The sequence below is a fragment of the Actinoplanes sp. NPDC048791 genome (assembly GCF_040650095.1).
Classification (GTDB): domain Bacteria; phylum Actinomycetota; class Actinomycetes; order Mycobacteriales; family Micromonosporaceae; genus Actinoplanes.
In genome coordinates, this window is record NZ_JBEZGQ010000123.1 from 1 (window position 1) to 13,527 (window position 13,527).

General features: G+C 71.8%; 13 protein-coding genes. 5 read left to right on the forward strand and 8 right to left on the reverse strand.

The window, feature by feature from the left end; all coding sequences use genetic code 11:
• The 3 genes from AB0C29_RS12325 to AB0C29_RS12335 form a co-directional block, all read right to left on the reverse strand.
• A partial coding sequence (locus tag AB0C29_RS12325; RefSeq protein WP_360819061.1) for a maleylacetate reductase and hydroxyquinol 1,2-dioxygenase domain-containing protein occupies nt 1–1,413 on the reverse strand: 1,413 nt, incomplete at its 3' end.
• 75 nt (nt 1,414–1,488) lie between these two features.
• Nucleotides 1,489–1,671: a hypothetical protein gene (locus tag AB0C29_RS12330; RefSeq protein WP_360819064.1), complete on the reverse strand. Its 183-nt coding sequence runs from the start codon at nt 1,669–1,671 to the stop codon at nt 1,489–1,491.
• Between the two features lie 127 nt (nt 1,672–1,798).
• On the reverse strand, nt 1,799–3,238 hold the full coding sequence (locus AB0C29_RS12335) for a UDP-glucose/GDP-mannose dehydrogenase family protein (RefSeq protein ID WP_360819067.1): 1,440 nt from the start codon (nt 3,236–3,238) through the stop codon (nt 1,799–1,801).
• Nucleotides 3,239–3,407: 169 nt separating this feature from the next.
• Here AB0C29_RS12335 and AB0C29_RS12340 point away from each other — a divergent pair, with 169 nt between their 5' ends.
• On the forward strand, nt 3,408–4,562 hold the full coding sequence (locus AB0C29_RS12340; protein ID WP_360555852.1) for an acyl-CoA dehydrogenase family protein: 1,155 nt from the start codon (nt 3,408–3,410) through the stop codon (nt 4,560–4,562).
• Nucleotides 4,563–4,664: 102 nt separating this feature from the next.
• Here AB0C29_RS12340 and AB0C29_RS12345 read toward each other — a convergent pair whose 3' ends face one another.
• From AB0C29_RS12345 to AB0C29_RS12355, 3 genes are read right to left on the reverse strand one after another with little or no spacing between them, the layout of a single operon-like run.
• Nucleotides 4,665–5,330 carry a nucleotidyl transferase AbiEii/AbiGii toxin family protein gene (locus tag AB0C29_RS12345; RefSeq protein WP_360819070.1) on the reverse strand — a complete coding sequence of 222 codons (666 nt, stop codon included), beginning with the start codon at nt 5,328–5,330 and terminating at the stop codon, nt 4,665–4,667.
• Nucleotides 5,331–5,337: 7 nt separating this feature from the next.
• Nucleotides 5,338–5,661: a hypothetical protein gene (locus AB0C29_RS12350; RefSeq protein WP_360819073.1), complete on the reverse strand. Its 324-nt coding sequence runs from the start codon at nt 5,659–5,661 to the stop codon at nt 5,338–5,340.
• 41 nt (nt 5,662–5,702) lie between these two features.
• Nucleotides 5,703–7,253, reverse strand: a complete 1,551-nt coding sequence (locus AB0C29_RS12355) for a hypothetical protein (protein ID WP_360819076.1) — start codon at nt 7,251–7,253, stop codon at nt 5,703–5,705.
• A gap of 50 nt (nt 7,254–7,303) precedes the next feature.
• Here AB0C29_RS12355 and AB0C29_RS12360 point away from each other — a divergent pair, with 50 nt between their 5' ends.
• A complete protein-coding gene (locus AB0C29_RS12360; protein ID WP_360819079.1) occupies nt 7,304–7,819 on the forward strand; it encodes an acyl-CoA thioesterase in 516 nt (171 codons plus the stop codon).
• 16 nt (nt 7,820–7,835) lie between these two features.
• Nucleotides 7,836–9,779 (forward strand): acetoacetate--CoA ligase, encoded by a 1,944-nt coding sequence (locus AB0C29_RS12365; RefSeq protein ID WP_360819082.1) that lies wholly within the window; start codon nt 7,836–7,838, stop codon nt 9,777–9,779.
• Here AB0C29_RS12365 and AB0C29_RS12370 read toward each other — a convergent pair.
• Nucleotides 9,750–10,478, reverse strand: a complete 729-nt coding sequence (locus tag AB0C29_RS12370) for a TIGR03089 family protein (protein WP_360819085.1) — start codon at nt 10,476–10,478, stop codon at nt 9,750–9,752. The two genes, AB0C29_RS12365 and AB0C29_RS12370, sit on opposite strands and share 30 nt — an antisense overlap.
• Before the next feature lie 172 nt (nt 10,479–10,650).
• Between AB0C29_RS12370 and AB0C29_RS12375 the strand changes: the two genes are divergently transcribed.
• Both AB0C29_RS12375 and AB0C29_RS12380 read left to right on the forward strand, forming a co-directional pair.
• Nucleotides 10,651–11,796, forward strand: coding sequence for a glycosyltransferase family 1 protein (locus tag AB0C29_RS12375; protein ID WP_360555843.1), 1,146 nt, complete (start codon nt 10,651–10,653; stop codon nt 11,794–11,796).
• 45 nt (nt 11,797–11,841) lie between these two features.
• Nucleotides 11,842–12,957, forward strand: coding sequence for a sugar phosphate nucleotidyltransferase (locus AB0C29_RS12380; protein WP_360819088.1), 1,116 nt, complete (start codon nt 11,842–11,844; stop codon nt 12,955–12,957).
• Here AB0C29_RS12380 and AB0C29_RS12385 read toward each other — a convergent pair.
• A complete protein-coding gene (locus AB0C29_RS12385; RefSeq protein ID WP_360819091.1) occupies nt 12,954–13,514 on the reverse strand; it encodes an NUDIX hydrolase in 561 nt (186 codons plus the stop codon). The two genes, AB0C29_RS12380 and AB0C29_RS12385, sit on opposite strands and share 4 nt — an antisense overlap.
• Between the last annotated feature and the right edge of the window lie 13 nt (nt 13,515–13,527).

Sequence of the window (13,527 nt, forward strand, 5' to 3'; positions counted from 1 at the left end):
CCACAGCGGCGTGCCGGGCAGGCCGCCGGCGATGTCCGCGCCGAGCGGCTCCGGCGGCGGCCCGGGCACGTAGAACGGCCCGAGCACGGCCGACGGGGTGGTCTGCGGGGTGCGCGAGTTGCTCAGCAGATCGACCATGCTCGACACGCCGAGAGTGTCGGAGAGCAGCACGAACTCCTGGCGGGTGGGCGAGCAGAGCTGGCCGGTGCGGGTGAGGAAGTCGACGGCGTACTCCCACTCCTGCTGGCTGAGGTCGTTGCGGTTGGTGTAGTCGTGCAGGACCCGGACCAGGTCGGTGACCAGGGTGCGGACCCGCGGATCGGGAGTCGCGGCGAAACTGGCCAGGACCTGGCCGGTCAGGGCGCTGAAGTCCGGCACGGCGGCGGGTCCGGGCGGGCGGATGCCCTCGTACGCGGCCCCGAGCAGTGCCCGGACCCCGTCGGCGTCCACCCGTCGCGCCGCCTCGTCCAGGTCACCGGCGGCCATGCCCAGCTCGCGCAGTGAGGTAGGGCCGCCCCACGAGGTGATCAGGTCGTACAGGCCGGAGGGGGCGTCGCGGACGTTGAGCGCCTCGGCCACCACCCGCATCGCCTCCGGGGCGGCCGCCGCCTGGTGGGCCATGACCTGCGGCAACATGACCGTGTGGGTGGGCGCGTGCGGCAGCCCGTACGAGCCGCCGAGCAGGTGGCAGAGCTTGTGGTGCAGCCCCATCCGTACGGTGCCCAGGCAGATGCCGGCCAGCCAGGCCCCGGTGAGGGCGTCCGACCGGGCCCCGAGATCACCGGGATCGGCGACGATGCCGGGCAGCGCACGGGCCAGCAGCGTGATCGCCCGTTGCGCCAGCGCGCCGGTCGCCGGGTTCGCGTCCGGGGAGTAGAGCGCCTCCACCGCGTGCGCCATCGCGTTGACCCCGCTGGTGACCGACAGCGGCACCGGCAGGCCGAGAGTCAGCCGCACGTCGTACAGGACGGTCTCGGGGAGGATCTCCGGCGCCGAGCGGGTGGTCTTGCCGGTCTCATCGGTCTCGCCGAGCACCGGGGTGACCTCCGAACCGGCGTACGTGCTGGGCACGGCGATCTGCGGCAGCCCGGTGCGCACCGACAGCGCCTTGCCCAGCCCGGTGGCCGAGCCGCCGCCCACCGAGACCAGGCAGTCCGCGTCGAGGCCGCGGGCCAGCTCCAGCGCCTCCCGGGTGACATCGACCGGGGTGTGCATCGCGGCGCCGGCGAAGTGCCCGGCGAGCAGCGGACCGAGGCTCGCGGCAGCCCGCGCGGCGGCGTCGGCCGTGCCCGCGCCGGAGACCACCAGCACCCGGCTGCGGCCGAGGCGGCGCACCTCCTCCGGCAACTGGTCCAGCACCCCGGGCCCGAACACCACCCGGGCCGGGCCGGACGTGTACGCGAAGGACGTCATGGTGCGAACCTCCCACGGTTGCGCCGTCGTTTCCTGCACAGAACCATCGCGTCGCTGCACGAAACGATGGCTCGTTCAACCGTCGCGGCGTACCGCTGCGGGCGTGGTCTGCAGATGCCGGCGCATCACCCGGGTGAGATAGGCGATCTGCGTGCGTTCCTTGGCGGCGGCCATGTCACGGATCTTGAGATCCGCGATCGAGGCCTCGATGCGGGCGAGCTCCTCGTCGTAGCCGTCCGGCTCCTTAGCCTGCGCCACCGGCACCTCCTCGACCCGTCCACCGAAGCAACCGACACCTCATTAGAACAGTCTCAGGCGGGTCGAGATCAATGGAAACGGCCGCGAACCCGACAGGTTCGCGGCCGTTAGCCCAATTCGGTCTGTCTCAGAGGGTCGGCGCGGGCCTTCCCATGCCCCGGTACGCCCAGCCCGCGCGGGCCCAGAGCACCGCGTCCAGGCAGTTCCGGCCGTCGATGACCCGCTTGCCGGCGACCAGCTCGCCGAGCACGTGCGGGTCGGCGTTGCGGAACTCGGCCCACTCCGTGAGAACGCACACCAGCTCGGCGCCGGCCACCGCGTCGGCCATCGAGCTCTCGTAGGTGAGGGCCGGCTGGGCCAGGCGCGCGTTCTCCATGCCCTGCGGGTCGTAGACGCGAACGTCGGCACCCGCCTTGGCCAGCGCGGCGGCCACGGCGAGCGACGGCGCATCGCGTACGTCGTCAGAGTTGGGTTTGAAGGCGGCACCGAGCACGGCGATCCGGGTGCCGGACAGGTCCGGGCCGGCCGGGCCGGAACGGCGGTCGAGCAGCTCGGCGGCGAGCTGGAGCACCTTGCTGCGACGGCGCAGGTTGATCAGGTCGACCTCGTGCAGGAAGCGCAGGGCCTCGCCGGCGCCGAGCTCCTGGGCGCGGGCCTGGAACGCGCGGATGTCCTTGGGCAGGCAGCCGCCGCCGAAGCCGACGCCGGCCTGCAGGAAGCGGTTGCCGATGCGGGGGTCGTAGCCGATGGCCCGGGCGAGCTGGGTGACGTCGCCGCCGGCGACCTCGCAGACCTCGGCCATCGCGTTGATGAAGCTGATCTTGGTGGCCAGGAACGCGTTCGCGGCCACCTTGACCAGCTCGGCGGTGGCGAAGTCGGTGACCACCAGGGGCACCTCACGGTCCTCGGTGGCGGCCAGGTCGAAGACGCCCTTGTGCGCGGCGTACAGCATGCCGTTGGCCCAGTCGGACTTGACGCCGACGACGATGCGGTTGGGGCGCAGCACGTCCTCGACGGCGAAGCCCTCCTGCAGGAACTCCGGCGACCAGGCCACCTCGATGCCCAGCTCCGGGTCGGTGTGCTTGGCCACCAGCTGCTCGATCCACTCGGCGGTGCCGACCGGGACCGTGGACTTGCCGACGATCAGGACCCGGCGGTTCAGGTGCCGGACGAGATTGGTCACCGACGTCTCGACGTACGACAGGTCGGCGCCCATGCCGTCACCGCGCTGCGGGGTGCCGACGCAGATGAAGTGCACGTCGGCGAAGGCGGCGACCTCCTCGTACGAGGTGGTGAAGCTGAGCCGGCCCGAGGCCAGGTTGGTGCGCAGCAGCTCGTCGAGGCCGGCCTCGTGGAACGGCACCTGCCCGGCGGCGAGCTTGGCGATCTTGGCCTCGTCGACGTCGAAACCGAGGACCTCATAGCCGAGCTCGGCGAAACAGATGGCGTACGTCGCGCCGAGGTACCCGGTGCCGAGGAAGGCCAGCCGGGGGCGGGCTGCGCCGGAGGACGGCTCGACCTCGGCGAACGCGGGCACGGCCGGGTGGGTCGGGTACGGGATGGTCACGGGGGGAAACTCCACTCACATGGGGCGCAGGAGGGGGACCCGCGCCGAAACGTGGCATTCACCTTCTCATGGCACCGCTACCACGATCAGCGCGCCGTCCGGAAGGATAGTGCGCATACCCTACGCGTCGGTAACATAGGCCGGAGCCGCAGAGGAGAGGGCCACAACCATGCCTGATTTCGACGTATACCAGCTGCCGGAGGACCACGAGACCATCCGCGCGGCCGTCCGCGAGGTCTGCGACGCCCGGGTGGCGCCCAACGCGGCCGAGGCGGACGAGAGCGGCGAGTTCCCGAAGGCCTCGTACGAAGCGCTGCGGTCGTCGGACTTCCACGCCCCGCACATCCCGGTCGAATACGGCGGTGCCGGCGCGGACGCCCTGGCCACCGCGATCGTGATCGAGGAGGTCGCCCGGGCCTGCGCCAGCTCGTCGCTGATCCCGGCGGTCAACAAGCTCGGCACGATGCCGCTGATCCTGGCCGGCTCGGCGGCGCTGAAGGAGCGCTACCTGACCCCGGTGGCGGCGGGCGAGGCCATGTTCTCGTACTGCCTGTCGGAGCCGGAAGCAGGCAGCGACGCGGCCTCCATGTCGACCCGCGCGGTCCGCGACGGCGACTACTGGGTCCTCAACGGAGTGAAGCGCTGGATCACCAACGCCGGCGTCTCGGAGTACTACACGGTCTTCGCGGTCACCGACGCGAGCGCCCGCTCCCGCGGCATCTCGGCGTTCGTGGTGGAGAAGTCCGACGAGGGCGTCAGCTTCGGCGCCCCGGAGAAGAAGCTCGGCATCAAGGGCAGCCCGACCCGCGAGGTCTACTTCGACAACGTGCGGATCCCGCTGGACCGGATGATCGGCGACGAGGGCACCGGCTTCGCGACGGCGATGAAAACCCTGGACCACACCCGCGTGACGATCGCGGCCCAGGCGGTGGGCATCGCGCAGGGCGCGCTGGACTTCGCCAAGGGGTACGTGAAGGAGCGCAAGCAGTTCGGCAAGGCGGTGGCCGACTTCCAGGGCATCCAGTTCATGCTGGCCGACATGGGCATGAAGCTGGAGGCGGCGCGCCAGCTGACGTACGTGGCAGCGGGCAAGAGCGAACGCGGCGACGCGGACCTGACGTACTTCGGCGCGGCGGCGAAATGCTTCGCCTCGGACGCGGCGATGGAGATCACGACTGACGCGGTCCAGCTGCTCGGCGGGTACGGCTACACGCGCGACTACCCGGTGGAACGCATGATGCGCGACGCCAAGATCACCCAGATCTACGAGGGCACGAACCAGGTCCAGCGCATCGTCATGGCGCGGCAGCTCCTCAAGGACTGAAACCGCACTCCCGGGCCGCCCTTACTTACATTTCCCCGCGGAAGTGTAAGTAAGGCGGCTGGGCGTTCGCTCATTCGCCGAGGTAGGCGTCCCAGCCTCCGGCTACGGGTTGCTCGTCAAGCGAGCCGGTATCGGTGGCGAGGCGGGACAGGATGTCGTCGGCCCAGCTCTGTGCCCATCGGCGGAGTTCGTCGATCTCGTCGTCGGTGAGCCGTACGCCGCGAAGGTGACGTCGTTGCGAAGGTGGATGGCGGACAGCCTGTCGGCGAGTTCGGCCAGGGACCAGTTGGGGCTGTGTCGTGCGCCGAGCCGTTCGAGGTCGGGCCAGGTGTAGCCGGCTTTGACCGCGGCCGCGTGGACGTCGATGAAGTCACGGTGCAGGGCGCGATCGGCGAGCGGGCGGACCTTCAACCCTACGGCATCGTCCAGGGTGAGCACCGGGCCGAGGTCGACCAGCGCCGGCGGTCCGACGGCTTCCTTCAGCAGGTCGACCTCGCAGACGGCGTCGCCGCGCGTCACTTGCAACCGAGCCATTCGCGGCTTGGCCTCGATGAGGTGCACGTCGAAGCCGGACTGTCGGAAGGCCTCGGCGAGGCGGTCGGCGATCGTCGGTAGGTCGATGCCCGCGGAAGTGGCGAGATCCAGGTCCCCGGAGGGGCGCTCGGTGAGACCGTGGGCGCGGATCGCGTGTCCACCGGCGAGCATCAGGCCGAGGTCGTCGCCGGCCGCGAACGCGATCCGGGCCAGCTCACGGTGCAGGTCTTCCACGGCGGGGTCAGGCGGCTGCGAGCGCGGGGAGCCGGCGTTCCCAGATGCCGATCAGCTCACGGGAGGTCAGTCTGCGCATGTTCGGCCAGTCGGCGCTGAGCAGGCCGCGGTTCACGTACGCCGCGATGTCGGCGCTCTGGCCGCAGTCGAGCAGGATGGAGTACAGAGTCAGCCGCTGCCGCACGTCGCCGACGTCGTACGACGTCGGTCCGGACCAGGCGAGTCGATGCGGGAGCTGAACGACACCGCGGTCCGGACCACGGAACGCTTCCCACGCCGGGATACGGTCTTCCGCCCCGGCGTACCTGGACGGCAGGGCTTCGGCGGTCACCGCATCATCCTATCGGTGTGAGTGGGTGCTTCGGTCGCGGCTCACGCGCCTTCGGCCGGCGGGCGCTGGGTCGGCAACGTCAGGGGCCGGGTGTCGTCCGCGGCCTCGTCGGCCGGGCGTTCCAGGCTGGTCATCGTCGTGGCGGGGCGGTCCGCGTTGGCCCGGGTGGTCGCCTCGCCGGGCTGCTTGGCCACCGCCGTCAGCCGCGTCGTCGGGTCCTCGCCCGGATCGGGACGCTCAGCGGCCACGATCGAGGTCTGCTCGCCCGCAGAGCCCACCGGCGTCGCCACTGTGACGGGTTCCGCGGGAGCCGGGAAGCTGAGCAACTGGGTGCGGTCGCCGGGCGGTTCCACCGTGCCGGTCCGGATCACCTGCGTCCGTTCGCCGCGGTCGGTCGTGTCCGGGGCCGGGCCGTTCGCCTTGGGCAGGGTCAGCAGCTGGGTCTTCTCGTCGCCGTCGTCGCTCGCCGGCAATGTCAGCAGGGTCGTCTTGTCCTCCGCAGCCTCGCCGACAGTGAGATCGCGAGTGGTCGGCTCCTGCGCCGGAATGGCACTGGTCGGATCCTCGGGCCCGGAAATGGCCGCGGTGGCATCCTCCCTGGCCGCGACGTCCGCAGTAGCGTCCTCTGCGGCCGTGACGTCCGCAGTAGCGTCCTCTGCGGCCGCGACGTCCGCAGTAGCGTCCTGCCCGGCCGCGACGTCCGCAGTAGCGTCCTCCCCGGCCGCGACGTCCGCAGTAGCTTCCTCACAACCCGACGTCACGGTCTCCGTCGGCTCGTCACCAGCTCGCGCCACGGCTTCGGTCGGCTCTTCGCCGGCCGGCGCAACGACCTGGGTCGGCTCCTCCCGAACAGCCTGCGGACCGAGCCGCATAACCGTCGTCTTCTCATCCCCATCGGCCGCCGGGGAGAAGCCCGCCAGAGGCCCGCCCGGCTGAGACCCGCCCGCCAGAGGCCCGCCCACCGGAGACCCGGACCCGCCCGGCAACGTCACGGTCGGCTGAGCCACAGTCGTCTGCCCATTGCCGATCACCTGCGTAGCGTCAGCCGACTGCCCCCCGAACCCCGGCACGAACTCCGCCCCCGCCCGCTGCTGCGGGATCACCGCCGTCCGCTCCGAAGCAATCGGCGTCCCCGCCACCGCCGCCGCCCCGCGCGCCCGTCCGATCGTCCCCACGAACAGGATCTCCGGCGGCTCGAACCCGCGCCACCGCCGCGCGCTCAACGCCGTCCCCAGCAGCGGCACCGCCAGCAGCACCGCCAGGCCGTAACCCGGCGTGCTCAGGTTGAAGCCGTCCGAGGCCACATTCTCCGGCCACACCCCGGCATACGACGCCGGGGCGATGCGGGCCCAGGCGCCCACGCCGAGGAAGGCCAGGCCGGCCAGGAGCGGTCCGAGCGGGGAGATCGGGGAGAAGAGCAGGATCGCGTACGCCGTCCCGGCCAGCACGAGCAGCAGCACGCCCGACAGCGATTCGATGCCGCCGTTGTCGCGGGCCCGGCCGGTCAGGTCCTGGTCGAAGCCGACACCGCAGAGGATCCAGACCGCGGGGGCGAGGACGAGGGCATACAGGATGGATCTCAGATGGCGCACGTCCGGACCGTACCGGTCAGCGGCAACGGTGCGGAAGTAACGTGTCGGCCATGAGCGAGCAACCCGCGGGCCGGCCGACCTCGCACTCGCGGGTCACCCTCAGCCGGATCATGAACGCCACCGACGTCAACCTGTACGGGACGGTGCACGGTGGCGTGCTGATGAAGTTCGTCGACGACGTGGCCGGTGCGGCGGCCGCGCGGCACAGCGGCGGTACGGCCGTCACCGCCGCCATCGACGAGATCATCTTCGTGGAGCCGGTGCGGGTCGGTGATCTTGTCCACGCGTACGCGCAGGTGAACTGGACCGGGAGCACCTCGATGGAGGTCGGCGTGAAGCTGACCGGGGAGCGCTGGGACACCGCCGGCGGGGAGCCGCTCACCGTGGCCACCGCGTACCTGGTCTTTGTCGGTGTCGACGTCTCGGGGCATCCCCGGGCCGTGCCCCCGGTGCTGCCGGAGTCGCCGGAGGACGAGCGCCGCTTCCGGGAGGCGATCATCCGCCGCGAGCACCGGCTGGCCCGCCGCAAGGCGATTCAGGACGCCAGATCCACACCGGCTGAGTGATGGTTAAGGTGAGCGCATGACGACGGGCACAGTGCTGTGGACCCCGCCGGCGGACGTCCTCGAGACGTCCCGGATGGGCCGGTTCCTGACCTGGCTGCGCGCCGAGCGCGGGGTCGACGCGGCCGATTATGCCGAGCTGTGGCAGTGGTCGGTCACCGATCTCGCCGGCTTCTGGCGCGCGGTCTGGGACTACTTCGACGTCATCGCGCACACCGAGCCGACCGCGACGCTGCCCGACGCGACCATGCCGGGCGCGCGCTGGTTCCCCGGCGCCACGCTCAACTACGCCGAGCACGTGCTGCGGATGCCGGGGCTGGCCGATGACGATCCGGTCGTCCTCGCGTACTCCCAGACCCGGGAGCCTGTCACGCTCACCGCCCGGCAGCTGCGCGACCAGGTCCGGCGGGTCGCGGCCGGGCTGCGCCGGCTCGGCGTCGGCCCGGGCGACCGGGTCGCGGCCTACGCGCCGAACATCCCGGAGACGTACGTCCTGATGCTGGCGACCGCCAGTCTCGGCGCGGTCTTCTCCTCGTGCGCGCCGGAGTTCGGCTCGCGCAGCGTCATCGACCGGTGGACCCAGATCGAGCCGAAGGTGCTGGTCGCCGTCGACGGCTACCGCTACGGCGACAAGCCGGTGGACCGCCGCGCCGAGGTCGCCGAGATCCGCGCCGCGCTGCCCAGCGTCGAGCACTTCATCGGGATCGGCTATCTGCATGGCGGCGGGGACTGGGCCGGGCTGGACGGCGACGACCCGCTGACCTTCGCCGCGGTCCCGTTCGACCACCCGCTCTACGTCCTCTACTCCTCCGGCACCACCGGCCTGCCCAAGCCGATCGTGCACGGCCACGGCGGCATCCTGCTCGAGCATCTCAAGATGCTGGCCCTGCACCACGACCTCGGCCCCGGCGACCGGTTCTTCTGGTTCACCACCACCGGCTGGATGATGTGGAACTTCCTCGTCTCCGGCCCGGCGGTGGGCGCGGCGATCGTGCTGTTCGACGGCAACCCGGGCCACCCCGATCTGGGCGCGCTGTGGCGGCTCGCCGCCGAGCAGGGCATCACCTACTTCGGTACGTCCGCACCGTTCCTGATGGCGTGCCGCAAGGCCGGCGTCGTCCCGCCGCCGACCGCGATCCGGGGGGTGGGCTCGACCGGTGCCCCGCTGCCGGCCGAGGGATTCCACTGGGTGTACGAGGCACTGGGCGACCGGCCGCAGCTCCAGTCGCTGTCCGGGGGCACCGACGTGTGCACCGGCTTCGTCGGCGGCACCCCGCTGCTGCCGGTGATCGAGGGCGTCATCTCCTGCCGGGCGCTCGGTGCGCGGGTGGAGGCGTACGACGCCGACGGCAAGCCGGTGCTCGGGCAGCTCGGTGAGCTCGTGGTGACCGCGCCGATGCCGAGCATGCCGGTGGGCTTCTGGAACGACCCGGACGGCCGGCGCTACTTCGAGGCGTACTTCGACGTCTACCCGGGCGTGTGGCGCCACGGCGACTGGATCACCATCGCCGAGGACGGCACCTGCGTGATCACCGGCCGGTCCGACGCGACGCTGAACCGCGGCGGGGTGCGGCTGGGCACCGCCGAGTTCTACACAGTGGTGGAGAACGTGCCCGGCATCGTCGACTCGGTCGTCGTGCACCTCGACGCCGACGGCCAGGACGAGCTGCTGCTCTTCGTGGTGCTGACCGAGGGCCTGGAGCTCGACGACGAGCTGCGCGGCCGGATCCGCGGCGAGCTGCGGGCCGCGCTCTCGCCCCGGCACGTCCCCGACGAGATCCATCAGGTACGCGCGGTGCCGCGCACGCTGTCGGCGAAGAAGCTGGAGGTCCCGGTGAAACGCATCCTCACCGGCACCCCGGCCGACCGGGCCGCCGCCACGGGCGCCCTGGTCAACCCGGAGTCGCTGACCGCCTTCGAGCGGCTGGCGGCCTCACGTCAGCAGGAGCGTGACCTTCTCTGACTGCGCCCGGGCCTCGACCTTCGCGGGGTCCAGGTTGCCGCACAGCACGATGCTGGCCCCCGCGATGAGCGGCGCCAGCAGCCAGTCGGCCGGGTCGGGGTAGGCGCGGGCGTCGACCAGCACCCGGTCGCCGGGCTTGATGCCCAGCTCGGCGGCGCGCTCGGTGGCGGTGCGGCAGACCGAGAGGTGGCTCTCCTCGACCGGGCCGGCCAGCGCGCGGTCGTTCTCGCCGACCGGGGCCGAGGCGACGAACCGGTCGCCGAAGCCGCGGACCTCGACGGTGTAGTCGATGAAGCCGGGCGGCACCTGGCGCAGCGGGGCGGCCAGCGGGAGCAGGCCGGTCGCGTACCGGTCGCCGGTGGACCAGGCCGCCGCGATCTCCACGTGCCCGGGTGTGGTGAAGAGCACCTCCACCGGCTGCGGGTCCGGGCCCAGGTCGGCGGCGAGCCCGGCCGCCCACCCGCCGAGCAGCACCGCGGCCGTCTGCCAGTGCGGCGGCAGCAGGACGGCCACCGAGTCGCCCGAGCCCAGGCCGACGCCGTCCACCAGCAGGTTGGCGGTCTTGGCGACCCAGTTGTCCATCGTCGCGCCGGACAGCTCGGTGCGGTCCCCGCTCGCGTCGTCGTACCAGGTCAGCAGGGGAGTGGTGGGGTCGCGGCGCACGGCCGCCGCGAGGGCCGCCGGAATCGTGTCAATCATCGGTGCTGACGATAGTCCGTTGACGGTGGGTGACCATTTGATCTCGGCTCGGCGCGGCCGTGCGACGGACACGCGAACGTCGGAAGTCCGGCGGTGTCGCGGTCGACACGAGACCCATCGAGCGGCGTACCCTTGCCAGTGGTCTGGCCCACAGCCCCCGAGGAGTTGCCACGTGACCGCCGGTCGTCCGCCCCGAGTCCTCGTCGACGCCACGAGCGTCCCCGCCGACCGGGGTGGTGTCGGCAGATACGTCGACGGCCTCCTGGGTGCCCTCGCCACCATCGGCCCGGAGCGGGTCGACCTGGCCGTCGTCGCTCAGCGTTCGGATGCGGAGCGTTACTCCCGGATGCTCACCGGCGCCGAGGTCATCGCCGGCCCGTCCGCCGTCGCACACCGCCCGGCCCGGCTGGCCTGGGAGCAGACCGGTCTGCCGCTGCTGGCCCAGCAGGTCGGGGCCAAGGTGCTGCACTCGCCCTTCTACACATGTCCGCTGCGGGCCGGTTGCCCGGTCACGGTGACTGTGCACGACGCGACGTTCTTCACCGAACCGGAGCATTACGACAACACCAAGCGGACGTTCTTCCGCAGCGCCATCAAGACCTCGCTGCGCCGGGCCGCCCGGGTGATCGTGCCCAGCAAGGCGACCCGCGACGAGCTGATCCGCCTGCTCGATGCCGACCCCACGCACATCGACGTGGCGTACCACGGCGTCGACCACACCGCGTTCCACGCGCCGACCGAGGAGGAGAAGGCCCGGGTCCGCGCCCGGCTGGGCCTCACGGACGCCGGCTACGTCGCCTTCCTCGGCGCCAAGGAGCCCCGCAAGAACGTGCCCAACCTGATCCGCGGCTGGGCCCGCGCGGTCGCCGACTGGCCGCACCCGCCGGCGCTGGTCATCGCCGGTGGCCAGGGCCACGACGACGACATCGACCGGGCGGTGGCCGAGGTGCCGTCGCACCTGCGCCTGCTGCGCCCCGGCTATCTGCGGTACGCGGACCTGCCGGGCTTCCTCGGCGGCGCGCTGGTGGCCTGCTACCCGTCCTTCGGCGAGGGTTTCGGTCTGCCCATCCTCGAGGCGATGGCCTGCGCCACGCCGGTGCTCACCACGCCGCGGCTGTCCCTGCCGGAGGTCGGCGGCGACGCGGTGGCGTACACGACCGAGGACCCGGACCGGATCGCCGAGGACCTCGCCGACCTGCTGCACGACGAGCCCCGCCGGCTCACCCTGGCCAAGGCGGGCTTCGACCGGGCCAAGGAATTCAACTGGTCGACCAGCGCCGAGGTGCACGTCGCGACCTGGAACAGGGTGGCGGCGTGACACTTGGCGCCCAACGGTAACCTGCGCTCGTTACACTCCGTGCGCATGAGTGAGAACCAGGGCGCCCTGTACGCCGTCATTCCCGCAGGTGGCAGTGGTACTCGTCTATGGCCGCTCTCGCGGGCCGGTCACCCCAAGTTCCTGCACCCGCTGACCGGTACGGACGCCTCGCTGCTCCAGGCGACGGTCGAGCGGCTGGCCCCGCTGGCCGCCCCGGACAAGGTGCTGGTGGTGACCGGCGTCGCGCACGCGGCCGAGGTGTCCCGCCAGCTCGTCGCGGTCCCGGTCGAGAACATCATCGTCGAGCCGTCCCCCCGCGACTCCTGCGCGGCCATCGCCCTCGCGGCAGCGGTGATCGCCCGCCGCGAGCCGGAGGCCCTGATGGGCTCGTTCGCCGCCGACCACCTCATCGCGGACGGCCCCCGCTTCATCGAGGTGATCGAGCAGGCGATGGCCGGGGCCCGGCAGGGTCTGCTGATGACCCTCGGCATCACCCCGACACGCCCGGAGACCGGCTACGGCTACGTCCAGTGCGGCGGCCCGGTCGGCGAGGGTTCGGTGCTGGCGGTCGAGGAGTTCAAGGAGAAGCCCTCGTACGACGTGGCCGAGAGCTACGTGAAGTCCGGCAACTACCTGTGGAACGCGGGCATGTTCGTCTGGCGGGTCGACGTCTTCCTGGCCGAGCTGGCCCGTCAGCAGCCGCAGCTGCACGCCGGCATCGCCCGGATCGCCCAGGCCTGGGACTCACCGTCCCGCGAGGAGGTCCTGGGTGAGGCCTGGCCGACCCTGCCCCGCATCTCGGTGGACTACGCGGTGATGGAAGGCGCGGCCGCGGTCGGCCGGGTCGGCACGGTCCCGGGCGACTTCGGCTGGAACGACGTCGGCGACTTCCACACCCTCGGCGAGGTGCTGACGGCGGACAGCGCGGGCAACGTGGTCGTCGGCCAGGACCCGTCGGGTAAGCAGTCGGTGTTGCTGCGCGAGACGGAGAACCTGGTCGTGGTCCCGAACTCGGGCCGGCTGGTGGCCGCGCTGGGCGTCCGCGACCTGATCATCGTGGACACTCCCGACGCGGTCCTGGTCTGCCCGCGCGACCGCGCCCAGGAAGTGAAGTCCCTGGTCGACGACCTGCGCAACAAGGGCGAACTGCACTACATCTAGCTCTGCGGCAGCCGGGCGAACGCCGGTGCCAGCTGCTGGACGACACCGTCGGCCAGGGGGCTGGGCAGGTCGTCGGCCGTGAACCAGGCCAGGTCGGCCGACTCGTCGCTGATCTGCTCGACCGCACCCGGCGGGCAGACGGCGACGAACCGCACGTCGTAGTGGTGGGTCGGCCCGGCCGGCTCGCCGGTGGCCGGCGCGCACGTCACCGGGTGGATGTCGACGTCGATCGGCTCCGGGTCCAGCCGCAACCCGGCGATGCCGGACTCCTCGGTCGCCTCCCGCAGCGCGGCCTGCGCCAGCGTGCCGTCGGTGGCCTCGCAGTGGCCGCCGACCTGCATCCACATGCCGAGACGCCCGTGCAGGCAGAGCAACACGCGGCGCTGCTCGTCGACGATGAGCACGCTGGCGGTGACATGGCCCGGCCGGTGCGCGCGGGTCATCGCGACCGGGCCGGCGGTGAGCAGCTCGAGGGTGCGCTTGCGCGCCAGGTCGGCCGCCTCGGAGGTGGCGTCCCAGCGGCCGAGCGTCTCAACGGCATCGTCGAACAAGGTCAAGGCATCATCCTTC

What these genes read in the sequence shown, in the direction of transcription:
- AB0C29_RS12365 (WP_360819082.1), top strand. Translation starts at nt 7,836, where the DNA reads ATGACGACGGGCACAGTGCTGTGGACCCCGCCGGCGGACGTCCTCGAG.
- AB0C29_RS12370 (WP_360819085.1), bottom strand. Translation starts at nt 10,478, where the DNA reads ATGATTGACACGATTCCGGCGGCCCTCGCGGCGGCCGTGCGCCGCGAC.
- AB0C29_RS12380 (WP_360819088.1), top strand. Translation starts at nt 11,842, where the DNA reads ATGAGTGAGAACCAGGGCGCCCTGTACGCCGTCATTCCCGCAGGTGGC.
- AB0C29_RS12340 (WP_360555852.1), top strand. Translation starts at nt 3,408, where the DNA reads ATGCCTGATTTCGACGTATACCAGCTGCCGGAGGACCACGAGACCATC.
- AB0C29_RS12360 (WP_360819079.1), top strand. Translation starts at nt 7,304, where the DNA reads ATGAGCGAGCAACCCGCGGGCCGGCCGACCTCGCACTCGCGGGTCACC.